Annotated in this window: 26 protein-coding genes, 1 tRNA gene, 1 pseudogene and 1 other annotated feature; of the genes and pseudogenes, 6 read left to right on the forward strand and 22 right to left on the reverse strand. The window is 38.8% G+C overall.

The window, feature by feature from the left end; translation table 11 throughout:
- Window positions 1-4: 4 nt before the first annotated feature.
- From AC1Z3K_RS01100 to AC1Z3K_RS01120, 5 genes are read right to left on the reverse strand one after another with little or no spacing between them, the layout of a single operon-like run.
- Window positions 5-292: a hypothetical protein gene (locus AC1Z3K_RS01100; RefSeq protein WP_461731573.1), complete on the reverse strand. Its 288-nt coding sequence runs from the start codon at window positions 290-292 to the stop codon at window positions 5-7.
- Complete coding sequence (locus tag AC1Z3K_RS01105) at window positions 274-543, reverse strand: helix-turn-helix transcriptional regulator (RefSeq protein ID WP_461731574.1); 270 nt, start codon at window positions 541-543, stop codon at window positions 274-276. The genes AC1Z3K_RS01100 and AC1Z3K_RS01105 overlap by 19 nt, the downstream gene beginning before the upstream one ends.
- Window positions 544-571: 28 nt before the next feature.
- The gene (locus AC1Z3K_RS01110; RefSeq protein ID WP_461731575.1) at window positions 572-775 is read right to left on the reverse strand and encodes a hypothetical protein; all 204 of its coding nucleotides are present in this window, start codon (window positions 773-775) and stop codon (window positions 572-574) included.
- A gap of 12 nt (window positions 776-787) precedes the next feature.
- Window positions 788-1,051 (reverse strand): helix-turn-helix domain-containing protein, encoded by a 264-nt coding sequence (locus AC1Z3K_RS01115; protein ID WP_461731576.1) that lies wholly within the window; start codon window positions 1,049-1,051, stop codon window positions 788-790.
- An 11-nt stretch (window positions 1,052-1,062) separates the two neighbouring features.
- The gene (locus AC1Z3K_RS01120) at window positions 1,063-1,305 is read right to left on the reverse strand and encodes a helix-turn-helix transcriptional regulator (protein ID WP_461731577.1); all 243 of its coding nucleotides are present in this window, start codon (window positions 1,303-1,305) and stop codon (window positions 1,063-1,065) included.
- A 126-nt stretch (window positions 1,306-1,431) separates the two neighbouring features.
- On the opposite strand from AC1Z3K_RS01120, the gene AC1Z3K_RS01125 reads away from it, so the two are divergent.
- The 4 genes from AC1Z3K_RS01125 to AC1Z3K_RS01140 all read left to right on the forward strand — a co-directional run bounded on the left by AC1Z3K_RS01125 (window position 1,432) and on the right by AC1Z3K_RS01140 (window position 4,339).
- Window positions 1,432-1,908: a helix-turn-helix domain-containing protein gene (locus AC1Z3K_RS01125; protein ID WP_461731578.1), complete on the forward strand. Its 477-nt coding sequence runs from the start codon at window positions 1,432-1,434 to the stop codon at window positions 1,906-1,908.
- 91 nt (window positions 1,909-1,999) lie between these two features.
- Window positions 2,000-2,470, forward strand: a complete 471-nt coding sequence (locus AC1Z3K_RS01130) for a toxin (RefSeq protein WP_461731579.1) — start codon at window positions 2,000-2,002, stop codon at window positions 2,468-2,470.
- Window positions 2,471-2,554: 84 nt separating this feature from the next.
- The gene (locus AC1Z3K_RS01135) at window positions 2,555-2,974 is read left to right on the forward strand and encodes a hypothetical protein (protein WP_461731580.1); all 420 of its coding nucleotides are present in this window, start codon (window positions 2,555-2,557) and stop codon (window positions 2,972-2,974) included.
- A 132-nt stretch (window positions 2,975-3,106) separates the two neighbouring features.
- The gene (locus AC1Z3K_RS01140; protein WP_461731581.1) at window positions 3,107-4,339 is read left to right on the forward strand and encodes a tyrosine-type recombinase/integrase; all 1,233 of its coding nucleotides are present in this window, start codon (window positions 3,107-3,109) and stop codon (window positions 4,337-4,339) included.
- 40 nt (window positions 4,340-4,379) lie between these two features.
- On the opposite strand, the gene sufB is transcribed toward AC1Z3K_RS01140, so the two are convergent.
- The 5 genes from sufB to sufC all read right to left on the reverse strand — a co-directional run bounded on the left by sufB (window position 4,380) and on the right by sufC (window position 9,629).
- Entirely contained in the window at window positions 4,380-5,774 is a 1,395-nt protein-coding gene (gene sufB, locus AC1Z3K_RS01145) for a Fe-S cluster assembly protein SufB (protein WP_461731582.1), read from the reverse strand.
- Window positions 5,775-5,871: 97 nt separating this feature from the next.
- Complete coding sequence (sufU, locus tag AC1Z3K_RS01150; RefSeq protein WP_426082916.1) at window positions 5,872-6,333, reverse strand: Fe-S cluster assembly sulfur transfer protein SufU; 462 nt, start codon at window positions 6,331-6,333, stop codon at window positions 5,872-5,874.
- Entirely contained in the window at window positions 6,320-7,555 is a 1,236-nt protein-coding gene (locus AC1Z3K_RS01155) for a cysteine desulfurase (protein ID WP_461731583.1), read from the reverse strand. The genes sufU and AC1Z3K_RS01155 overlap by 14 nt, the downstream gene beginning before the upstream one ends.
- Window positions 7,552-8,838, reverse strand: coding sequence for a Fe-S cluster assembly protein SufD (gene sufD, locus AC1Z3K_RS01160; RefSeq protein WP_461731584.1), 1,287 nt, complete (start codon window positions 8,836-8,838; stop codon window positions 7,552-7,554). The genes AC1Z3K_RS01155 and sufD overlap by 4 nt, the downstream gene beginning before the upstream one ends.
- Window positions 8,839-8,855: 17 nt before the next feature.
- Window positions 8,856-9,629: a Fe-S cluster assembly ATPase SufC gene (sufC, locus tag AC1Z3K_RS01165; RefSeq protein WP_426082910.1), complete on the reverse strand. Its 774-nt coding sequence runs from the start codon at window positions 9,627-9,629 to the stop codon at window positions 8,856-8,858.
- 267 nt (window positions 9,630-9,896) lie between these two features.
- On the opposite strand from sufC, the pseudogene AC1Z3K_RS01170 reads away from it, so the two are divergent.
- Window positions 9,897-10,424 (forward strand): annotated as a pseudogene (locus AC1Z3K_RS01170) (transposase); the annotation flags it as partial.
- 260 nt (window positions 10,425-10,684) lie between these two features.
- Here the strand turns inward: AC1Z3K_RS01170 and AC1Z3K_RS01175 are convergent.
- From AC1Z3K_RS01175 to upp, 12 genes are all read right to left on the reverse strand, one after another.
- The gene (locus tag AC1Z3K_RS01175) at window positions 10,685-11,533 is read right to left on the reverse strand and encodes a MetQ/NlpA family ABC transporter substrate-binding protein (RefSeq protein WP_461731585.1); all 849 of its coding nucleotides are present in this window, start codon (window positions 11,531-11,533) and stop codon (window positions 10,685-10,687) included.
- An 18-nt stretch (window positions 11,534-11,551) separates the two neighbouring features.
- Complete coding sequence (locus AC1Z3K_RS01180) at window positions 11,552-12,238, reverse strand: methionine ABC transporter permease (protein ID WP_426082906.1); 687 nt, start codon at window positions 12,236-12,238, stop codon at window positions 11,552-11,554.
- Window positions 12,231-13,265: a methionine ABC transporter ATP-binding protein gene (locus tag AC1Z3K_RS01185; RefSeq protein WP_461731586.1), complete on the reverse strand. Its 1,035-nt coding sequence runs from the start codon at window positions 13,263-13,265 to the stop codon at window positions 12,231-12,233. Before AC1Z3K_RS01185 ends, AC1Z3K_RS01180 begins: the two co-directional genes overlap by 8 nt.
- Before the next feature lie 103 nt (window positions 13,266-13,368).
- Window positions 13,369-13,624 (reverse strand) — a binding site (T-box leader).
- Window positions 13,625-13,686: 62 nt separating this feature from the next.
- Window positions 13,687-14,004, reverse strand: a complete 318-nt coding sequence (locus AC1Z3K_RS01190; protein WP_461731587.1) for a glycine cleavage system H family protein — start codon at window positions 14,002-14,004, stop codon at window positions 13,687-13,689.
- Window positions 14,001-14,360: an arsenate reductase family protein gene (locus AC1Z3K_RS01195; RefSeq protein WP_461731588.1), complete on the reverse strand. Its 360-nt coding sequence runs from the start codon at window positions 14,358-14,360 to the stop codon at window positions 14,001-14,003. Before AC1Z3K_RS01195 ends, AC1Z3K_RS01190 begins: the two co-directional genes overlap by 4 nt.
- A 26-nt stretch (window positions 14,361-14,386) precedes the next feature.
- On the reverse strand, window positions 14,387-15,565 hold the full coding sequence (locus AC1Z3K_RS01200; RefSeq protein WP_426082899.1) for an FtsW/RodA/SpoVE family cell cycle protein: 1,179 nt from the start codon (window positions 15,563-15,565) through the stop codon (window positions 14,387-14,389).
- A gap of 292 nt (window positions 15,566-15,857) precedes the next feature.
- On the reverse strand, window positions 15,858-16,202 hold the full coding sequence (locus tag AC1Z3K_RS01205; protein ID WP_461731589.1) for a hypothetical protein: 345 nt from the start codon (window positions 16,200-16,202) through the stop codon (window positions 15,858-15,860).
- Between the two features lie 513 nt (window positions 16,203-16,715).
- Window positions 16,716-17,300, reverse strand: a complete 585-nt coding sequence (locus tag AC1Z3K_RS01210) for a hypothetical protein (RefSeq protein WP_461731590.1) — start codon at window positions 17,298-17,300, stop codon at window positions 16,716-16,718.
- Between the two features lie 280 nt (window positions 17,301-17,580).
- Complete coding sequence (locus tag AC1Z3K_RS01215; protein ID WP_461731591.1) at window positions 17,581-17,817, reverse strand: hypothetical protein; 237 nt, start codon at window positions 17,815-17,817, stop codon at window positions 17,581-17,583.
- Between the two features lie 54 nt (window positions 17,818-17,871).
- A complete protein-coding gene (locus tag AC1Z3K_RS01220) occupies window positions 17,872-18,072 on the reverse strand; it encodes a cold-shock protein (RefSeq protein ID WP_426082876.1) in 201 nt (66 codons plus the stop codon).
- Window positions 18,073-18,396: 324 nt separating this feature from the next.
- Window positions 18,397-18,469, reverse strand: a tRNA-Thr gene (locus tag AC1Z3K_RS01225).
- A 282-nt stretch (window positions 18,470-18,751) separates the two neighbouring features.
- Entirely contained in the window at window positions 18,752-19,381 is a 630-nt protein-coding gene (gene upp / locus AC1Z3K_RS01230; RefSeq protein WP_426082866.1) for a uracil phosphoribosyltransferase, read from the reverse strand.
- Between the two features lie 1,029 nt (window positions 19,382-20,410).
- Between upp and AC1Z3K_RS01235 the strand changes: the two genes are divergently transcribed.
- Window positions 20,411-21,193 (forward strand): sulfite exporter TauE/SafE family protein, encoded by a 783-nt coding sequence (locus AC1Z3K_RS01235; RefSeq protein WP_461731592.1) that lies wholly within the window; start codon window positions 20,411-20,413, stop codon window positions 21,191-21,193.
- Window positions 21,194-21,576 lie beyond the last annotated feature (383 nt).

Consider the following 21,576-nt stretch of genomic DNA (forward strand, 5'->3'; position numbering starts at 1 on the left):
TTTCTTATTTGTCGGAATCGCTGGCGGGCGTTTCCGGCCTTTTTATTTTTTCTCCACACACGCCACAATACACATGGTCAGATTTGATTCTTTCATTTCCACAGATTGGGCATGTATCATTAAAAGCAGAATTTAAAGCGGCAATAATTTTCTTAACGTCTTCTCTTTCTAGTTCGTTAGCAATTGCGTTCAATCCTTCAGTTAGAACAAGAAGTGCATTTCCGTTTTCAGACGTACCAATCTCTAAACACTCGCTATTTGGTCCAATTAATTTCAAAATTTTTCTTTCCATTTTAATTCCTCCACTTCAAAAGTTTCTTCTTTTATTGGTTTGAACGTAAATACTTTTTCAATTGGAACCTCAAATACTTCAGCAATGTCATGAGCTAATAGAAGCGATGGATTATATCTATTCCGCTCAAGTTGAATGATTGTTTGTCGAGATACAGACACCAAATCAGCAAGCTGCTGTTGTGTCATACGCTTCATAGCTCTGTATACGTGGATATGACTTTCAAATGTTGATAGTTTTTTCTTTGGCATTATTTCTTCCTCCTCAAATTTTATTAATTTATTTCTTAAGTTGTTTCTCCCGGCAATCGGAAGCTTCCCACAAATGGAAGTCAAATAACTCAGCTACAAGAAAATAGATTTGCATGATTAACATATAGCCGACTGCTAATTTAGATATTGAATCCACTAGCAGAAATATGATAAATCCAATTAAAAACAATGTATAAGAGATTCTGTTGTACTCCTTCAATGCTTTTCTCATTTACTCACCTCCTTAAAGTTTGTGCTTAGCAATAAACTCATCGATGTCATCTGCATTTATCATGTAGAGTCTGTCAATCTTCGAAACCGGTAGTCCTTTAGCCAACCATTTTTCAAGAGTTGAGGGCGATATAGTTGCATAGATACATGCGTTTTTTTTCGACAAATATTTAGAACGAATAGCATATTCTTTTTCGATTTGCCGTAATGAACGATCAACTCTACTCGTGACTTCGTTCATCATATTTTCCATAAATTGATCGCTCAACATTTGCATTTAAGTACCTCCTAAACTATTTGCTTTTTTTCTTTGTGCATTTTTGGAACAGTTTGAATAAAAAAATATTCCGGGAACAATACGCTTATCGGTTGCTGTAACGCTTCAGAAATTTTACTTGCTTCTTCAAGAGAAATGCTCATTTCAGCACGCTCTCTCTTGCCATATTGCTGTGGAGAAACTCCGATGGTTTTACCCATTGCTTCCTGAGTTATTTTGGCTTTTTTTCTAGCCTCATATAATTTTAAGTGCATTTTTGGAACACCTCCTACTAGCAATATACCATCGTTGTTCCAAAAATGCAAACCATTTTACCGACTTTTCTTTAGAAAAAACATTTTTTTGCGGTTCTATTGCATTTTTGGAACTATTTACATATAATGGAGCAAACAGAAACAAAAGAAGGAGGGAAACCATTGAGTCTATTTTCTGATAAACTAAGCTCTCTAATGAAATCAAGAGATATGAGCGATGATGAACTTGGCAATTTAGTTGGTGTCAATCGCACTACTATAACAAGGTGGCGAACTGGTGAGCGCAGTCCAAAAATGGAAAAACTACCTGAGATAGCATCCGTATTTCAAGTAGATCCTAGAATTTTTATTGGAGAAATAGAAAATGCGCATGACATCTTGACAATCTATAGTCAACTTGACTCGACCAGACAAGAGTATATTTACAAATCAGCGGAACAACAATTACAGGAGCAGATATCTGAGAAAAAACGACCAATAATTACTTTAGCAGCTCACTCAGATGATCCGAACAGGACTTATTCTGATGAACAAAAGGAAAGTCTCATGAAAGATTTAGAAGAAATTGCCAAGAAACATAATGTTGAATTGAAGGATGATTAAAGGGGATTGTTAGTTTATTTTAATGCTTATAAATTGGTAAACACGTAAGATTTTGAGCGTTCAAAAATAAAATGACAAAGGATGATAGTTAATGAATGATTATGAGAAGTTGCTCGAAAAAGTTAGTATTGAAGTCCCGGTGATTGAGTGTGATCTTAGCCACCATCCGGATAAAGCATACTACTACAGGAATGCTATATTTATTGACAAGTCTCTACCTACGACTCTGAAAAGGCAATATCTGTTTGAAGAATTTTCACATTTTAAATCTAGTGTTGGTGAAATATTAGATCAAAGTTGTTTAGGAAACAGTAAACAAGAAAAACTGGCCAGAAATATAGGGTACACTGAAGCTATATCTTTGGATGACTTAATCGATTGCTACAAGAAAGGAATCAAATACTATTGGGAATGTGCTGAGTATTTAGACTTTACTGAAGATTTTATCTACGAGGCAGTTTCTTATTTACGTTCGAAACTAGGTGAAATCATTTACTACAAAAATTATATTATTAGATTCGTGACTGAAACGCTTTTAGATGTGCAAAAAAAAATAAGTTGACCAGCACTGCAATGCTAGCCAACTCATGTCCTCAAATTCATGAGAATTGTTCGAAATAATTATATCATGAAATGAGGATGAAAAATGAAAAAATTATTTAACATTGGGATAATCACCATTTTATTATTTGTACTAGGAAGTTGTTCTACCCCACTTAAATCAGAGTCTTTTGACGATATTGAAAATGGTATGGCCGATAAAGAGGTAGAGAATATACTTGGGAAACCTTCAAAGAAAATTTCGAATCAAACGGAAGTTGCTGAACTAGTCGACTCTAAGATGAAAACTTATGGAACTATATTGACAACAATTGATGAAGATAGCGATGAATATAAAACTTTTTATAATCAATCACTGATACTAGCTGAAGCTAAACTTCGATTAGAACAAGGTAATTCTGTTATTGTTTATGAATATGAATATACGTATGAAACACCCGAAGGCAAAGAAATATCCACAGAAAAAGAATTGTTTTTTTATGATGGTAAACTAATAGCTGAATAAAAAAACACATCCCCAGCCGGCAAGCATAGTGGATGTGTATGAAAAAGCAGCACATTGGTAGATGGCTTATTTTTCTATACTCATTTTATCAAATGAGATGAGTATATACAATACGAAAGGAGGTAAAACGGAATGGTACAGTACAAACAATATTTAACTAAAACAGGAAAGAAGCGGTGGAAATACAGTGCTTACTACGGCATGGATGAAAAAACTGGAGAAAGGATTCAAATACGTGGTCAAGGTAAGCTCTCAAAGGCTGAAGCAAAACTAGATTATGAACGGCAATTGGAAAAGAGAAAAAGAAAAGAATCAGATAAGAAAAAAATTAGGTTTAAGGATCTGCTGACTGAATATCTTGAATATTATAAAAGCAGCGGAATCAAGCCGGGTACCTATAAAAAGTTTAAAGATGAAATGGACCGATATGCTATCCCTCTACTTGGTACCTTGTATGTGGATCAAATCGAGATTGAGGACTGCCAAAAAGCATTCGATGAACTAAAGAGAAAAAGAAAAGACTTTAGAAAGATTAAGAATCAGATTAAAACTGTTCTGGATTTTGGAATTACCAAGCAATATATTTCGTCGAATCCTATGCAATACATTCTTGTTGGGAAATCTGATTTCAGTTATAAAAAACGGCGGCTATCATCCTCAGAAAATTTCTATGATCCAAAACAACTGATGACATTTCTTGAAGCATTCAAAGAGGTTGAGGAATATCAAAAATTTGTATATTTCAGATTACTCGCTTTTACAGGCTTGAGGCGCGGTGAGGCTCTTGCACTATTCGAATCAGATTTATTGAGGGATGAAAAAGCAATCGATATCAATAAAACGTTAACTGAAGATGAAAATGGCGGCACCTTCATCTCCTTCTCTCCAAAAACAGAAGAATCGAAGAACCTGGTATATCTTGATGATGATACATTTGATTATCTTGATAAGTTAATAAAAGACCGTAACTCATATGACAACTATGGTTCGCTAGCATACATCCATAACTCAAAGTATATTTTTGTTAGTCCAAAAACTAAAAAGCATTATCATCGAAGTGCTCCAAACGATTGGCTGAAGAACTTCTTTGATAGGAATGAAGATGAACTGACAAAACGTGGTTTACATCGAATATCACCACATGGTTTCCGACACTCACAAGCAACACTTCTATATGAACTTGGTGTAGATCCGAAAGATGCTCAGTACCGGCTACGTCATAAAAATCTTAAAACGACTATGGATGTTTATACCCATCTTTCCAACCGTCAAAAGCGGGCGCCAATATTGAAATTAGACGAATTTTCGGCTAATGGTGCAATATTTGGTGCAACGGAATCCTCAGAACAAAAAAAAGGGTCTTGAAAACCGCATAGCAAAGCGATTTCCAAGACCTATCTTCTTATTAGCCAACCGAACCTTCCATCTCATAACTAATCAATCGATTCAATTCCACCGCATATTCCATCGGCAGTTCCTTCGTAAATGGTTCGACAAAGCCCATCACAATCATTTCAGTCGCTTCAACTTCACTCAAGCCGCGACTCATTAGGTAGTAAAGCTGTTCTTCCGAAATTTTTGATACCTTGGCTTCATGTTCCAGCGCTACTTGGCTGTTATGAATCTCATTGAATGGGATAGTATCTGATTTGGATTTATCATCCATGATGATGGTATCACATTCAATATGAGAGATTGAGCCGGCGCTGTCTTTGCCGAAGGTTACTTGACCGCGGTAGTTGACTTCACCGCCGTCTTTGGCAATTGATTTGGATACGATGGAGCTTGATGTGTTTGGTGCATTGTGAATCATTTTTGCACCAGTATCCTGAATTTGGTTTTCACCGGCGAAGGCAATGGAAAGCATCGTTCCACGAGCGCCTTTGCCATCTAAATGAACACTTGGGTATTTCATTGTTGTTTTGGCGCCGAGGTTGCCGTCAATCCATTCAACGGTTGCTCCTTCGTAGGCTTTGGCACGTTTCGTTACCAAATTATATACGTTGTCTGACCAGTTTTGAATGGTTGTATAGCGGCAGTATGCATCTTTTCTTGTATAGATTTCCACGATAGCTGCATGCAGACTATTGCTTGAATAGGTTGGTGCGGTACAGCCTTCTACATAATGCACGCTGGCGCCTTCGTCCACAATAATTAGTGTCCGTTCAAACTGACCCGTGTTTTCTGCGTTAATCCGGAAGTAGGTTTGCAGCGGCACATCTACGCGTACGCCTTTCGGTACATAGATGAAGGTACCGCCAGACCAGACAGCTGAGTTTAATGCTGCCAGCTTGTTGTCAGTTGGCGGAACCAGCTTAGCAAAATATTCCTTGAACAGCTCTGGATATTCCTTTAAGGCTGAGTCAGTATCAGTAAAGATGATTCCCAGCTTTTCGAATTCTTCCTTCATATTGTGGTAAACCACTTCTGATTCGTATTGAGCAGAAGCTCCTGCCAAGTATGCACGTTCTGCTTCTGGAATCCCGATTTTTTCAAAGGTTTCTTTGATTTTATCAGGCACATCGTCCCAATCTCTGGCAGGACGATCACTTGGTTTTTGGTAATATTTAATTTTGGAAAAGTCGATGTCCGATAAGTCGGCTCCCCAGGTCTGCATCGGCATTTTATTAAACTGCGCCAATGATTTCAGACGGAAATCCAGCATCCATTCCGGCTCTTCCTTTACTCGTGACATTTCCCGGACAACATCCTCTGTTAGTCCGTCTCCTGTACTAAAGACTGGCTTCACATCATCGTGAAACCCAAATTTATAATCTTCTAATTCTGGTACGCCGCTCATTGTTTCACGCTCCCTTTATTCTCTGGATTATAAAGCTTCTATTCTGCTTCTCTCTCTAATTCTTATCTGTGTATTCTTATATCTACTTGGTGAACTCTTAGCAGTGCAGCTGTCCAGCGGTTCCTTGGCCGTCGTTTTCAACTGCCTGTTCCAGTGCCTTCCATGCTAAGGTAGCGCATTTGATTCTAGCTGGAAATTTACTGACGTTTTTCAGCATAGAGGCATCGCCCAGCTTTTCTTCGTCTGCTGTTTCATTACCTTGAACAAGCTGAGAAAAGGCCTCTGCTAGTTGTTCTGCTTCCGCTACGGTTTTCCCAATCACTGCATCGGTCATCATGCTGGCACTAGCGGTACTGATAGAGCAGCCGCTGCCGTTAAAGGCAATATCCTTGATTACATCATCCTGAATAGCCACCTGAAGCTCAATCACATCACCACAGGTTGGATTGTTCAGCTCAATTTTCTGACTGGCGTCGCCTAGTGTACCATGATGATGGGGGTGACTGGAATGATCCAAAATCACCTGACGATACAAATTTTCTAATTTAGATAGGGCCATGTTGGAAAAACTCCTTTGTTGCAAGAATTGCTTCGATCAGCCGATCGGCATCTGCTTTTGTATTGTAAAGATAAAAACTCGCTCTGGCGGTTGCCGGCACGTCAATGTATTTCAGCAAAGGCTGAGCACAGTGGTGCCCGGCACGGACTGCCACGCCTTCCATATCCAAGGCAGTTGCTACATCATGAGGATGCAGTCCTTCAAGATTGAAGGCAATCACTCCGGTATGGTCTTCAATCTTCTGCGGACCATAGACCGTTAGCCCTTCAATGGCCTGCAGCTTGGGCAGGACATAAGCAACCAAATCCGCTTCATGCTGATGGATATTTTCCAGACCGATGTCTGTCAAATAATCCACGGCTGCGCCTAATGCAATGGCTCCGGCAATATTAGGTGTTCCTGCTTCAAATTTCCACGGCAGCTCTTTCCAAGTGCTGTCCTGTAGATTGACAAAGTCAATCATTTCGCCGCCGAACTCTACCGGCTCCATTTTTTCCAACAGTGCGCGTTTTCCATATAATACACCAATTCCTGTCGGTCCGCACATCTTATGTCCGCTAAAGGCATAAAAATCAGCATCCAGCTCCTGTACATTGACTGGCATATGGGGAACCGCCTGTGCGCCATCCACCACCATGATTGCACCATGCTGATGGGCAAGTGCTGTCAGCTCGCTAATTGGATTAATAACTCCAAGAACATTTGAGACATGGGCGATTGAAACAATTTTTGTTTTATCTGTAATTTGCTTTTTTGCATTTTCAAGATCCAGATAACCGTCTGCTGTAATATCGATATATTTCAGAACGGCTCCTTTACGCTGAGCCAGCTGCTGCCAGGGAATGATATTGGAGTGATGCTCCATATAGGAAATCACGATTTCATCTCCCGCACCTACTGCTAAATCACCATAGCTTTTCGCTACCCAGTTCAAGCTGGTTGTTGTTCCTCTGGTGAAGAGAATCTCGGCTGTTTCATTGGCGCCAATCAGTCTTCTTACCTTTTCCCGAGCAGCTTCGTATTCCTTTGTTGCCCGTTCTGCCAACGTATGAACGCCTCGGTGAACATTGGCATTATCATGCTCATAGTAATAAGCCAGCTTATCTAGAACGGCTTGAGGCTTTTGGGTGGTTGCTGCATTATCCAGATAAACAAGTGGCTCGTCGTTCACTTCTTGAAACAAGATTGGAAACTGCTGACGAATATTTTCCACGTTTATCATGCGTTCAACTTCCTTTCAATAACCTCGACAAATTCATTTTGAACAGCCTTCACAGGGATTGCTGTAATAACTGAACCTAAGAATCCACGGATAACCAGACGTTCAGCTTCAGCCTGCGGTAGCCCCCGACTCATTAGGTAGTACATTTCTTCCGGATCGACACGGCCGACACTAGCAGCATGTCCCGCTGTTACTTCATTTTCCTCTATTAACAGAATTGGATTGGCATCCCCTCTGGCTTTATCAGAAAGCATTAGTACCCGGCTTTCCTGCTGAGCATCTGCCCCTTTAGCTCCCTTAAGAATATGACCAATTCCGTTAAAAGTAAGTGTTCCCCGTTCACGAATAACACCGTGCTGAAGGATATGACCAACAGAGTGAGAGGCTTTATTTGTTACTCGAGTATCAATCCCTTGGGTCTGCTTACCTGCACTAATTGCGACTACTTTAACTTCTGAATGAGCACCTTCCCCAACTAAATCTGAATCAAAATCAGCAATCACATCGCCGTCATTCATCACGCCTAACGCCCAGTCAACAGAGGCATCCCGCAGGATATGCCCTCTACGGTTCATATAGGTAGCAAGATTTACGCCTAGCTGATCGACTGCGGAGTATTTTACCTTAGCTCCTGCTTTAGCAATGACTTCAACCACAATATTTGCTGAAACCTTGATATTTTTATCAGCCATTGTCTGGAATCTTTCCAAATAGCTGAATTCACTATTTTCTTCCGCTACAATCAGCACATGCTTGAAAAATGCCTGGTCACTGGCGGAATCCTGAAAGAAGATTGCTTCAAGAGGTTCTTCAATAACTACATTTTTCGGTACGTATAAAAACAGCCCGCTATTCATAAAGGCAGCATGATACGCAGTCATTTTGTCTTCATCCATCAAGACTGCTTTTGTCATATAATATTCTTTAACCAGCTCAGGATAATCCTGCATGGCTGTAAAGATATCGGTAAAAATAACTCCTTTGTCCGCCAACTCAGTCGACAGCTGTTCAAAAATCGTTGCTGAGTTCTGTTGTACAACCATTGGGTTATCATTCATTTCACCAAAGTTTGGAACATTTCCAGAAGCTGGTTCATACGTGTCAGTGGTCACGTTGAACAGCGGCCAACGGTGAAATTTCACCCGTTCAATCAGCGGCAGCTCCAGCCCATCGATTTTTTCTAATGCAGACAAACGAAAGTCAGTCATCCATGAAGGTTCTTCCATTTGTGCAGAAAAAGCGCTGATGTCGTCAAGATAAGCTTTTACATTTGTGTCTTTCATTTATCTTGTCCTCCTCCTTATGCTTCTTCTTCTTTGTATTCAATACCTAATTCTTTGCTGATTCCTGCATAACCTTCTGCTTCCAGACGTTTTGCCAGCTCGGCATCACCGGTTTTCACAACTTTTCCGTTCATCATGATATGCACCACATCAGGTGTGATGTAGTTCAACAGACGCTGGTAGTGCGTAATAATCAATGCACCAAAGTTTTCGCCGCGCATTTCGTTGATTCCTTTTGCTACAACCTTCAACGCATCAATATCCAAGCCAGAATCTATTTCATCTAAAATTGCAAAGGTTGGTTCCAGCATCAATAGCTGCAGGATTTCATTTCTTTTCTTTTCTCCGCCGGAAAAGCCTTCGTTCAGATAACGTTCAGCCATCTCCTCAGGCATATTCAGCAAATCCATTTTGCTGTCTAACTTTTTCAAAAATTCCATTACAGAGATTTTATTGTCTTCTTCACGCTTGGCATTAATTGCCGCACGCATAAATTCCGCATTGGTAATCCCTGGGATTTCGCTTGGATACTGCATAGCTAGAAATAGACCTAAACGTGCACGTTCATCGACTTCCAGCTCTAAAATATTTTCACCGTCAAAAAGGATTTCTCCTTGAGTTACTTCATAATTTGGATTGCCCATGATGGCAGCAGACAATGTCGATTTCCCTGTTCCGTTGGGTCCCATGATGGCATGAATCTCACCTGTTTTCATCGTCAGATTTACGCCCTTTAGAATCTCTTTATCATCAATTGATACGTGTAAATTTTTAATTTCCAAAACTGACATGTATATTTCCCTCCAACTTTTATTCAAAATTTCGTTCTCAATCATTTTATCTTAATTGAGAATGAATCGCAATCTCTTTGCTGTGGAGAAGGCTAATTTTTCTGGACTTTTCTTATATATCACTTGCCTTGTTTAGAATATTTACAACTTGATAAGAAGTTTTATCAATAGCTATCGTTTTCATTTTCTTATCCAAAGCTCTAAAAGAAAACTGATCGTTTTTAGAATCCAGCAGGTTAGTGCTGCCTCTATAGCCTTGGAAACTTGTTTCATTTAGATGACAGTTATCACATGTGCTAACTAGTCAATCACGAACAAGTCAACTATCGTACCATTAGTCTGTTCAGAAGACATGAGGCAACTGTGCACCTTTTAGTAGAAGCCTTTGTTCCATCTCGTTGTCAACTGATTACCAATCAAGTGATAGAAAATAAAACCCCCTTCATTGAAAACACAATAATTGAAGCAAATGCCCATAGATTCAGCTTTGTTTGACACAAAGCGACCACTCGTTATGAACGATTAGATAAAAACAATAAAACCCTTTATCAATAAGAAATCTAGCCTTGGTTAAAAGAAGAAACGCAATCTGGTGGATTGACGAACCATCAGTTGAAAGAAATTGCTTATCACTTTGAAGTAGATTTAGAGGTGACAGAAGAACACTTACATAATGAAAAGCAGCGCCACTTAAAGAGAAAAAGAAGAGTCTACAAAAAATATCTGCGCAAAGTTCAAATGAATTATTTACCGAGAAAACAAATATATGAAGCGTATGTCCGCTATCATAAAGAAAGTAAAAAGAAATACAAAAAATATTTTTTTCGTTGAAAACTGACACTATTTTGAAGAAGAAGATACCTATAGTTTTCCAGCCCTTCGGACAGTTCCTTTTAAACAGGGTAGTAGGAAAAAAACAAGCCCGATTTTGATATTGTTTATCAAAATCAGACTTGTTTTCTTTTTGAAAGCGGGTTATGGACCACGCACCCTTAGTTTAACTATATGCAAATCTTTGAAAAATGCACTTCTGGTTCATTTTCTAACTTTTATCTTTATTTATCAACTGGTTTTACGGAACCATCCCATTTATCAAGAATCCAGTCTTGAATTTCTTTGCTGTGCAGCGCATCAATTAGCTTATTAATTGCTTCGTTGTCCTTATCTTCTGAACGGACTGCAATAATATTAACATATGGTGAGTTGTCAGCTTCCAACAACACAGAATCCTTCACTGGATTCAAGCCTGCATTATAGGCAAAGTTGGCATTGATTGCTACTAAGTCAGCTTCATCATTTTGGTAAGTTGTAGCCAATAGCTCTGGATTAATATCATGAACAAATTTCAGATTTTTAGGATTTTTATCAATATCATCAAATGTCGCAGTTTCTAAATCAACGCCATCTTTAACTGTTACTAAATCGGCATCCTGTAAAATCGTAATGATTCGACCCCAGTCAGATTCTGAATTTGAAGTAATTACTGTTGCTCCATCTTTCAGGTCTTTAATATCATCAATTCGCTGAGAGTATAGCCCCATTGGTTCAATATGAATGCCGCCGGCATTCGCAAAATCATACCCGTTTTCTTTTACTTGAAGATTAAAATAAGGAATATGCTGGAAGTAGTTTGCATCGATTTCGCCATCTGCCAATGCTTTGTTCGGCAGAATGTAATCATCAAACTTTTTGATTTCTAAATCAATTCCTTCTTTTTCAAGAATTGGTTTTACCTGTTCCAGAATTTCCGCGTGAGGAGTTGGTGATGCACCAACTGTCAATACTGTTTTTTCGCCCTCTGCTGCCTTGGAGCCATCTGTACTTCCGCTATTATTGCCTCCGCATGCCGCTAAGCCAAAGCTTAGGGCAACGACTGCTGCTAAACCTGCTAATTTCTTTTTCATGCTTAATTCCTCCCATTATTATCGTTTGTCTGTTCGTTTCGCTAGAAAATCGCCCAATCCCTGAACAATAAATACTATAAGTAATATAATAACTGTCGCTACAAAGGTAACGGTCAGATTGTTCCGTTGATAACCTTCCTGCCAAGCTAGTCCGCCTAGACCACCGGCACCGATAGCACCAGCCATCGCTGTAAATCCAATCATTGAAACGGTTGTAACAGTTAATCCTGAAATCAGTGCTGGAATACTCTCTGGGATAATCACCTTGCGGACAATTTGCCAATAGCTGGCACCCATTGCCTCAGCAGCTTCAATAACTCCGGAGTCAACCTCCCGAAAGGCAATTTCTACTAATCGTGCATAAAATGGCGCAGCTGATAATACTAGCGCCGGAATAGCTGCCTTAGCACCCAGCATCGTTCCTACAAGTACCTTTGTGAAGGGGATTAATAAGACCATTAAAATCATAAAGGGTGTGGAACGGAAAATGTTGCTGATAATTGAAACAGCTGTATATAAAAATTTGGCATAGGCTTTATTGTTGCGTCCAGCAGTGTAGAGAAGCAAACCTAAAATTAACCCAATCACCAATACACAGACCATGGAAATAACCGTCATATAAACAGTGTCGATTAATGCCTGTTGCAGGGTTTCACCGTTTACTTTGCTAAAGTCAAAATAAGTTTCTGCAAAACTCTTATCCACGATGAATCACCTCCACGCCAACTTCTTTTTCTTTGAAAAATGCCAAGGCTTCCTCAACTGCTGCCTTCTCGCCAGTAATCATGACTGTCAGCGAACCGAAAGCTCCTTCTTTAGCCTGCTGCACTTTGCCGTGAACTACATTGATGTCAACAGGAAATTGACGAATCGCCTGAGAAATAACCGGCTCATTGGCATTATCCCCTTTAAAATGCAAAGTGGTTACTAATCCAGCTGGGTTTTCGACAATCAGTTCTGCCAACAGCTCCTCTAAATCCGCTTCCGGATCGATTTCTCTTTGGACAAACCGCTTTGTTACTTCCTGTTCTGGATGGCGGAAGACATGAAGCACTTCGCCTTCCTCAACAATTTTGCCCAGCTCCATAACGGCAACCTTATTACAGATTTTTCTGATAACATGCATTTCATGGGTAATCAGCACAATTGTTAAGTTCAGTTCTTTGTTAATTTCCAATAGTAAATCCAAAACTTCATCAGTTGTTTGCGGATCCAATGCACTTGTCGCTTCATCGCACAACAGAATCTCCGGATTGTTAGCCAGTGCCCTGGCAATACCAACCCGCTGCTTTTGTCCGCCGGAAAGCTGACTCGGATAGGCATTCCCCCGTCCTTCCAGTCCAACTAGAATCAATAGCTCTTCTGCCCGTTTTAAGCGCTGTTCTTTTGAAACTCCAACCAGCTCCAACGGAAGCATAATATTTTCTAAAATCGTACGGGACCACAGCAGATTGAAATGCTGAAAAATCATACCGACTTTCTTTCTAAAACCTCTTAGCTCCCCAGCGCTTAGTTTGGTCACATCCTGATCCTGTATCACAACTTGACCATCACTTGGCAGCTCAAGCCCATTTAAGAGACGAACTAGTGTACTTTTTCCTGCACCGGAATAACCAACGATTCCATAAATATCACCTTTTTCTATTGATAAGGAAACGTCGTCTACTGCTGTCACTTTTCCGGCTTTTCCGGAGAATTCCTTTTTGACATGACGTAATTCAATCAAAGCCATGCTGCTCACTCAACTTTCTGTTTTTAATTCATTTGCATCCTTGCTCAGACCAGCCGAACAATAAAAAAACTTCCGTCCTCTACTGATTATAATACATATCAGTAAAAAGGACGAAAGCATATCTTCCGTGTTACCACCTTAATTTACAGTTATCTCACGATTACTGCCTTATTCAGTACTTGATTTTTAATCATCGTATACTGTGGTGCTGTAACGGGCACTCCCGTAATAAGCTCACTCCTGCTTGCCTATTCTGCTCTAAGACCATCTTCCATACCAAATCTGCTGCCTCTTTTCAGCTTGCCAAGGCTCTCTTTTCAAACAGTTCAAATATGTACTCTTCTTTTCGATGCTTTATTATTTTTGATTAATGATGAAATTATAGCAACATCAACTTCAACTGTCAACGTTTTTATCAGAATTATTCTTCTACTTCTGTAAATACTGCCAGCCACGCTTGTGTTTCATCCTCGTTGTCCAGCAGCTCAGGATTTTTAACAGCTGCTTCATTCACAGCTGCAACCATCCCGGAAATTGGGCTGGAGAATTCACTAACCGATTTTTCTGCTTCCAGCTCTACAAAAGAGTCTCCAGCAGATAGCTTTTGCCCAACCTTTGGCAACGTGACAAAAGAAATTTTTCCTAAATCCTCCTGCGCAGCATTAGTCAAGCCAACTTTTAAGCCTTCTGTGGTTTTTTCAATCCACAAATTATCGACAACTTTTCGGTCTGTACTCATTTGCTAATTGCTCCTTCATACTCAGACTCTTTAAAGCCGTTTGCAATAAAATGACCATCTTTAACAAAGATTGGACGCTTATTCAGCATGCCGTCTTTAGACAAACGCTCAGCCGCTTCCTCGTTTGAAAAGTCATTAACGATTTCCTTCAGCCCTTGTTCTCTATAATGACCACCGCTTGTATTAAAAAATCTGCGAACCGGCAGCGGACTTTCCTCCATCCAGCCAAGCAGCTGTTCTTTGGTCGGCGGTGTTTCTATCATATCAACGATTTCATAATCCACACCTGACGCATCAAGCCAAGCTTTTGCCTTTTTACAAGTTGAACATTTCGGATACCAGAAAAACGTGTACATACTTTATTCCCCTTCTTTCTAAATAATCATTCACTGACTACTACTTCTTTTTGATACTTCATTGAAAGAATCAGCCCTACACCAATCATATTTCCCAGAATAGAAGAACCTCCCTGACTAATAAACGGCAGCGGAATCCCTGTTAACGGAAGCAGACCAATGTTAGCACCAATATTCTCAAATACGTGGAAAAGCAGCATCATAATAATTCCTGTTGCAATATACGCATAAAATTCATTATTTGTTTCAAAGCAAACACGAATCATTCGATAAATCAATATAAAGTATAACAAAATGATAAAGCATCCGCCAATAAAACCAAAATTCTCACCGATAATCGCAAAAATCATATCCGATTCCCGTACAGGTACATAGACATCACTCACGTTAAATCCTTTTCCCAGCAGACCACCAGAGCCAATTGCCGTGATTGCCTGCGCTGGCTGGTTGGAACGGCTTGGATCATTATGAAATGGATTCAGCCATAAGTCAATCCGTTCAAACTGATACGCCTTGACGCCAAACTTATTTAAAAAATCCCGGCCAGAGTCTGTCGTAATTAGATACAATACCCCAGCGCCAATCAGAATGGCTCCTAAAAAGACGGGAACCACAATTTTCCAGGAAATTCCTGACATTAGAAAGACACCGGCAAAAATAGCCAGGAAGACCAGCATGGTTCCGAAGTCCTTCTGCAGCAAGATCAAAGCAACAACCGGAAGTGTAACCATCGATAATTTGGCAATCAACCAGCCATCCGTTTTTAAGGTTCGTTCCTTAAAACGAGCATTATGCATTGTCACAACGTAGGCCAGCATCAAAACAAAGGCAATTTTCATTAACTCAGAAGGCTGGAAAGTGGTTCCACCGATACTTATCCAGTTTTTTGATCCAGTTTGAACCTCCAAATAAGGATCATAAAACTTAAGCAGCAGCCCCATCATAATCAACCCGATCCCATAAAAGACTGGGGTCAGCTTCCACAGCAGCTTCGAACTAAAATGCATGATAACCACCACGCTAATGATTCCGATTAAATACCAAAGTCCCTGCCGCATCAGCATTGGGAAAATATCCGGTCGGTTTGGGTCATTGTATAACGCTGAATACAATGAAAGCATTCCTATTAATGATAGGAGAAAAACTGGTAAAATTACGCCGTAGTCTATACGATTATCTATATTTAACTGTTTATTTTTGTTCATCTGTCATCCCTTTTCCTTGAATCATACGCTCTTTATTATATCTTCCCTGCCGCATAAAAGAAAGTACGGACTGAAGGATTTGGAAAAAACTTTAATTCCATAATTCTGAGCTTTAGTTTCAATATACTTGCTTGGATTCTTTTAAAGAAAAAAGGTATCTAAACTTAGGCAATAAAAGTACTTTTTTTCTTTAACCTACGAATAGCTTTGCGGATTCTCATGGATTTTCTTTATCTCTAATCAGTAAAACTAATGGTTATTAACAACATTTAAAATATAAATCTTATATTTTTTAAATAATCGTTTTAGCCAGCTCTTGAACTCTTCTTACAATCTGCTCATCATTCATCCAGTCTTCGGTGCGCGTTAAATCATAAATGGCTGTCATTTTCTTTGGCGTCTCGGGATTCTTTTTAAACTGCTCTTCAATCTCCGGCTGATTTTCCGAAGGCAGATTGAATAAATTGACTTCCAGCTTTTCCTGCATTTGAAAGATACGCGTTAATGTAGGATTGAATCTTTTTTCGGCCGCCAGAGATGCATTGCCGCCAACCAATTCCCTCCAGTTCAGTTCACGTTCTATCCTTAACTCGTTTACTCTATCCCAAAAATCCTCAATTGTAGTGATTGTGCTCATTGCATTCCACCTCTCTTTCCATTCTTTTTTCGCTGTTCATTTGTCTTAAAATATAGACAATCAACAGCCTCTCAATGTAAAGCTGATTAGAAAGTGTCTTTCAGCTTGTTTTTTCATATCTGCTATGGTTCTCTATTCCAATCTGCCTAGCCTCATAGTAGCTGATTATTTTCATTCTTAACTTTCATTTCTCTGTTAAAAGTCTCCCATTAATTTCCCAGCTCCTATTTATCATGCGTTTTTCCAATATAAAAAAAACAGAAATCAACAAGAATCCCTGGTTTTATATTTATTAGGTTCTTTCTTATAGGATTTGACAGAAAACCTATACAGCCATCCTAATCATTCAAGCTTTTTCCATTCGCAAAAAAAAGAGCTTGAAACAAAACCAGCAATTTCTTGCCTTTTTGCTCCAAGCTCTACGATTTCATTCAATTCTTTTTTCCTACTGGCACTATTAACGGAAAACTACTTATTGTCGTTATCAAAAAAATCCTTCAAAAATGAAGTCCGCTACTTAACAAAGGTTAGTGACTCCATCAACTGAGTCAGATTCTTTTTATTCTTTTCCTTTTTACTGTTAATCGTCCAGCCAATATTTTGGATATAGTAGGTTTCCCCTTCCAAAACATCATAGATCCAGGCAGTCTTTATTCCATCTGAAGTTAACCCAAACGTATATCTGGTCCCTTTAAAACCATTATACTCAATGTCGCTTTCTTCCACATCATAAGTGTCTTCAAGCATATCTGGTACAATTAAATCCTTATATTCTTCAAAGCCTTCAAAATCATCCTTATGCTCACTTAAAACCATATAATAAATATCTGCGTCGTAGTTTTCAAAACTCAAATCGGCATCATCTGAAAGTTCATCAGGCTCCAATGCTTCCCAGCCATCGCTCAATTTCAACGTAAAGGTTCCATTTTCTGTTCGATAAACAGTCTCTTCCTCTGTTCCTTCAGCTTTGCTTCTTTTTTCTCTTTTTTCGCGCTGGCTCGTCCCTACGCCTGTAGAACTTTTTTCATCATTGTTTCTTGTACAGCCTGTCATTAAGATGCTTAATAGGATAAATCCGCCCACTACAAGTTTTTTCATCAATACTCCCCCTAAATCACATATATCATTGATTATATAGTATCTAAAAACCAACATCAATGGGATTAGTCATTAGGAATTGGGAAAAGTGCAGAAATCTATCATAGAATCTGAGAAACAAGCAAAAAAAAAGAGTTTTGAACATAAAAATAACTGTCCAAACTCTTTCTTTTTAATTATTCTGAACAAACGGCATTCTAGTCTTTGCATACTTTTAAGATTACAACGCAGGGAGAATCCTAGACAAGCTTATAAGAATCCTAACGTTCTGGTTTCAACCTCATCGCTGATACATATCATTGTAATTAACAACCGTTCGATCTTCCGTAGCAGAAGAACCGGATACAGCATCGATTTCTACCACAGCGGCATATTCTAATTTCTTTGCAATAACACCTATACGAATCTCACTTTTGTAAATAAATGATACAGACTGTCCTATATCAAAAAGCTTCTTGATTTCAGAATCCTCTTTTTGCTTTTTTCCATAGGCTTTTTTTTGAGTCGGCTCTGCCATGATTGCCCTCCTTATAAAAAAAGACAGTCTTTTGAAGACTGTCTTTTTGATAGACTAATTTTTTACGATATTTACAGCTTGAGGGCCACGTTGACCATCTTCAATATCAAAAGTAACTGCTTGACCTTCGTCAAGAGATTTGAAACCTTCTCCTTGGATAGCTGAGAAGTGAGCGAAAACGTCTGTTCCGTCTTCTGCTGTAATAAATCCAAAACCTTTGTCTGCGTTAAACCATTTAACTGTTCCTGTATTCATAAATAAAATCCTCCTAGTGCTGTAGCACAATATATTTGCAATATTTTCACGATAAAAATAAGAGGAATTATTCTAAGAATAGATAAGGATAAAGCCTTTTAGTTTAACCAGAAGCATACTACAAGAATCATCTTACCATATCCATTCTTAAAAGTATACCAATTTACCTTGAAATAAGTAAGAATCTTAATTATTTTCCAGTTTTATACTAAAATCGGATATTTCGTTTCATATATTCCAAAATGGTTTTTGTACTTTGTAGAAAATCTGTAAGGCTTCACTTAGACAAGCCAAAACCCTCTGCTAAATAAAGGGGTTCAACTATGCCAGCTGCAGGGATCGAACCTGTGACCTGCGCGTTACGAGTGCGCTGCTCTACCAACTGAGCTAAGCTGGCGTTCAATGACGAAACTATTATAAATCTCTTTTTTTGAATTGTAAAGAGATACTGCCAAGCAAACCATTAATAGTCATCTACTGACATCATTTTCTGTTCCCCACTTAAGCTATGGATTTATACGAACTGTTCCTTCACTTTTTACTGGTCTTGCAAAATCATTCACTGATTCTTTCCCAATAAAAAAGCCTGAGCTATAAAAACTACAGCCCAAACTTTTTTGTACTAAAGTCAAATATAGAAGCCTCACGCTTTTTCTCGTCTTATTTAAGACAGTTCTACTTATTTTGTACCAAACAAACGGTCGCCCGCATCACCTAGTCCTGGAACGATATAGCCATCTTCATTCAGCTTCTCGTCCAATGCAGCAGTATAGATATCAATATCTGGATGTGCGTCCTGCAATGCTTTCACACCTTCTGGCGCTGCAACCAGACAGACAAATTTAATATTACTGCCGCCGCGCTCCTTCAACGAATCAATTGCCATGATAGCTGATCCACCAGTAGCCAGCATAGGGTCTACTACGAATAATTGACGGGCATCAATATCTTCCGGCATTTTCACAAAGTATTCTACCGGCTCCAACGTTTCGTGGTCACGGTATAAGCCGACATGTCCAACCTTAGCTGCTGGAATTAGTTCAAGAATCCCATCAACCATGCCAATCCCTGCTCTTAAAATCGGAACAATCGCTACCTTCTTACCTGATAATGTCTTTTGTGTTGTTTCACCCATTGGTGTTTCAATCACAACATCCTCTAAAGGCATATCTCTGGAAACCTCATAAGCCATCAGCATTGCAATTTCATTAACTACCTCACGAAAAACTTTAGTTCCGCAGTCTTTGTCTCTGATGATTGTTAATTTGTGCTGAATTAATGGATGATCAATTACTTGAAATTTTCCCATGTTCTGTCTCCTAACTATTCATTTTCTTCTACTATTGTAAAACAAAAAAGAGCGGTTGACTAGTCAATCACTCAAGAATTATTTCTTAGCTTTATCTTCTTCTTATTTAGAAAGCTCAATTGACTCTATTCTGTTATTTTAGTAGACACCAGCTAAAATAAACCCTTACTCAACGCCTTTATAAGCGGCATAATTGTTTCAAATTCTTCTGCTGAAATCAAGTTAAAAATCATCTACATATTTCTTCGGATTTTCCCAGCTAAGTGCATAACACAACATGCTTTAAAATCTGTAATTACTAGCGCAGACTCATTATTTTTATCAAATGAACCATCATTCTTTTCAGGCTCAATCTTCTGTCATAAACTGCCATTAATCCGCGCTTTCTAGATTAGTAAAAAAGCAACAAGACTAGTTTACTGAACGAGTTATCTTACAAGTTATGTTGTTATTTATCAAAATGAGGACGTGTCTGAAAAGTAATGTGATATCCGAATGCTCAAGGATAATTGTCACAATCAAGAAAAAAACACTGATTTAGCTCATAAAGGTTTTTTCTGCCGACAAGTCCAGCACACCCTCGAAGCTCTATTCCCCGCTAGTGTTTTTGGACACGCTCTAGTCCTAGTTTGAGCCTTCACTACTTCTTTTAAACAATTCATGTTAAATTTTCATTCACTTAGTGATACATCTGATTGATTTGAATTAGATAAAATTTACTTCCAATCAACACAACGCCCATTTCCACCTCAACTTTGTCCTCATCAACCTTCTAATAAATACTGGGAAGTTTTCATGATATACTGGATAAGTAACTACAAATTTTATTTCCTGTACCTCTAGCATTCTAAGTTGCCTAAAACTAAACTAAATGGATTAGATATGGATTTATTAATCCAGTCAACAGCAGCTAAAGCAATATCTGTTTTCCATGAATAGAAAGTAGTGTTTGATAAGATTTATTAACTTTTTGATTTTAGCTCGTGTTTCTTTGAAAAAGTTCTTATAAAAAAATGAAAGGCTAATTATATGAAAACTTTACTTATCTACTTTATTACGATTGTTCTATCTAATACAGTTGGTGCTATTTCTGGTATGGGCGGCGGTGTAATCATCAAGCCCGTGCTGGATTTTATTGGACTCCATTCGTTAAGCGCGATTGCTTTTTACTCCAGTACCGCTGTTTTTACCATGTCCATTTCTTCAACCTATAAACAGCTTAAGGATGGAATTCAAATTGATTTTAGCCGAGCGCTGGCAATCTCTATGGGTTCCTTATTGGGAGGTGTTCTCGGTGACAGTCTGTTAAATCGGCTGCTCGAGTTTTTCAAATCAGACAATCAAGTTCAAATCATTCAGAATGTCTTAATGATTCTTACATTACTCATTGTTCTTTTTTATAATCAATGGGGGCAAAAAAAACTAGCGCTTTCCAGTAAGTGGCTTTATTTAATCATCGGACTTTTTCTGGGGATTCTTTCTACTTTTTTGGGAATCGGCGGCGGACCAATCAATGTAGCTGCTCTTATTTTCTTTTTTGGCATGGATATCAAAATGGCAACTGTGTATTCCATCGTTACAATTTTCTTTTCTCAAATTGCAAAGCTTTCCAGTGTTGGACTAAGTGTCGGCTTCTATTCCTACGACCTGTCAATTTTATGGGCTGTAATTCCAGCAGCCTTGTTGGGAGGCTGGCTGGGTGGTTTGCTAAGCAGTCGAATGACAGAGGTTCAAGTGAAAAAGCTTTACAGCCTCGTCGTTCTACTAGTCTTGCTCATTAATATTTATAATTTATACGCAGCAATAGGATAACTGCTTTAAAGTTATGAATACACAAGCTCTTTTAACAAACCAAAAACAGCGTTCAAACTTTTGAGCGCTGTTGTTTTCTCTAATGTGCTAATTAGAAATATGTGCTTGTTAAATATTTATTTACATATAAAATCTCAGTGGTGTTGCAAAGAAAAATAAATGGCTCAGCATGATTCAGACCAATAGAATAGGTAGTGAGCCGGAAGCAACTCGGCGAAAAGCCCGGCCGAGTTCCTTCCTAAATGAAGTCAAACAAGCTGTAACTTACTTGAAAAGCAGCTTGTAATTCCTCAGTTGCTTTTGACACTGCCCGTTCTTGGTTCTGAAGCATAACTATCCATAAACAAAAAAGTCCTTTATACTACTCTTGGATGACTTATCCA

This window comes from Enterococcus sp. LJL128 (assembly GCF_056924295.1).

Coding starts and splice junctions, on each gene's coding strand:
- upp (WP_426082866.1), bottom strand. CDS start 19,381: ATGGGAAAATTTCAAGTAATTGATCATCCATTAATTCAGCACAAATTA.
- AC1Z3K_RS01100 (WP_461731573.1), bottom strand. CDS start 292: ATGGAAAGAAAAATTTTGAAATTAATTGGACCAAATAGCGAGTGTTTA.
- sufC (WP_426082910.1), bottom strand. CDS start 9,629: ATGTCAGTTTTGGAAATTAAAAATTTACACGTATCAATTGATGATAAA.
- AC1Z3K_RS01235 (WP_461731592.1), top strand. CDS start 20,411: ATGAAAACTTTACTTATCTACTTTATTACGATTGTTCTATCTAATACA.
- AC1Z3K_RS01115 (WP_461731576.1), bottom strand. CDS start 1,051: ATGCAAATGTTGAGCGATCAATTTATGGAAAATATGATGAACGAAGTC.
- AC1Z3K_RS01120 (WP_461731577.1), bottom strand. CDS start 1,305: ATGCACTTAAAATTATATGAGGCTAGAAAAAAAGCCAAAATAACTCAG.
- sufD (WP_461731584.1), bottom strand. CDS start 8,838: ATGAAAGACACAAATGTAAAAGCTTATCTTGACGACATCAGCGCTTTT.
- AC1Z3K_RS01190 (WP_461731587.1), bottom strand. CDS start 14,004: ATGAGTACAGACCGAAAAGTTGTCGATAATTTGTGGATTGAAAAAACC.
- AC1Z3K_RS01135 (WP_461731580.1), top strand. CDS start 2,555: ATGAAAAAATTATTTAACATTGGGATAATCACCATTTTATTATTTGTA.
- AC1Z3K_RS01215 (WP_461731591.1), bottom strand. CDS start 17,817: ATGGCAGAGCCGACTCAAAAAAAAGCCTATGGAAAAAAGCAAAAAGAG.
- AC1Z3K_RS01105 (WP_461731574.1), bottom strand. CDS start 543: ATGCCAAAGAAAAAACTATCAACATTTGAAAGTCATATCCACGTATAC.
- AC1Z3K_RS01200 (WP_426082899.1), bottom strand. CDS start 15,565: ATGAACAAAAATAAACAGTTAAATATAGATAATCGTATAGACTACGGC.
- sufU (WP_426082916.1), bottom strand. CDS start 6,333: ATGGCCCTATCTAAATTAGAAAATTTGTATCGTCAGGTGATTTTGGAT.
- AC1Z3K_RS01220 (WP_426082876.1), bottom strand. CDS start 18,072: ATGAATACAGGAACAGTTAAATGGTTTAACGCAGACAAAGGTTTTGGA.
- AC1Z3K_RS01110 (WP_461731575.1), bottom strand. CDS start 775: ATGAGAAAAGCATTGAAGGAGTACAACAGAATCTCTTATACATTGTTT.
- AC1Z3K_RS01175 (WP_461731585.1), bottom strand. CDS start 11,533: ATGAAAAAGAAATTAGCAGGTTTAGCAGCAGTCGTTGCCCTAAGCTTT.
- AC1Z3K_RS01155 (WP_461731583.1), bottom strand. CDS start 7,555: ATGATAAACGTGGAAAATATTCGTCAGCAGTTTCCAATCTTGTTTCAA.
- AC1Z3K_RS01140 (WP_461731581.1), top strand. CDS start 3,107: ATGGTACAGTACAAACAATATTTAACTAAAACAGGAAAGAAGCGGTGG.
- AC1Z3K_RS01185 (WP_461731586.1), bottom strand. CDS start 13,265: ATGGCTTTGATTGAATTACGTCATGTCAAAAAGGAATTCTCCGGAAAA.
- AC1Z3K_RS01130 (WP_461731579.1), top strand. CDS start 2,000: ATGAATGATTATGAGAAGTTGCTCGAAAAAGTTAGTATTGAAGTCCCG.
- AC1Z3K_RS01205 (WP_461731589.1), bottom strand. CDS start 16,202: ATGAGCACAATCACTACAATTGAGGATTTTTGGGATAGAGTAAACGAG.
- sufB (WP_461731582.1), bottom strand. CDS start 5,774: ATGAGCGGCGTACCAGAATTAGAAGATTATAAATTTGGGTTTCACGAT.
- AC1Z3K_RS01125 (WP_461731578.1), top strand. CDS start 1,432: ATGGAGCAAACAGAAACAAAAGAAGGAGGGAAACCATTGAGTCTATTT.
- AC1Z3K_RS01210 (WP_461731590.1), bottom strand. CDS start 17,300: ATGAAAAAACTTGTAGTGGGCGGATTTATCCTATTAAGCATCTTAATG.
- AC1Z3K_RS01195 (WP_461731588.1), bottom strand. CDS start 14,360: ATGTACACGTTTTTCTGGTATCCGAAATGTTCAACTTGTAAAAAGGCA.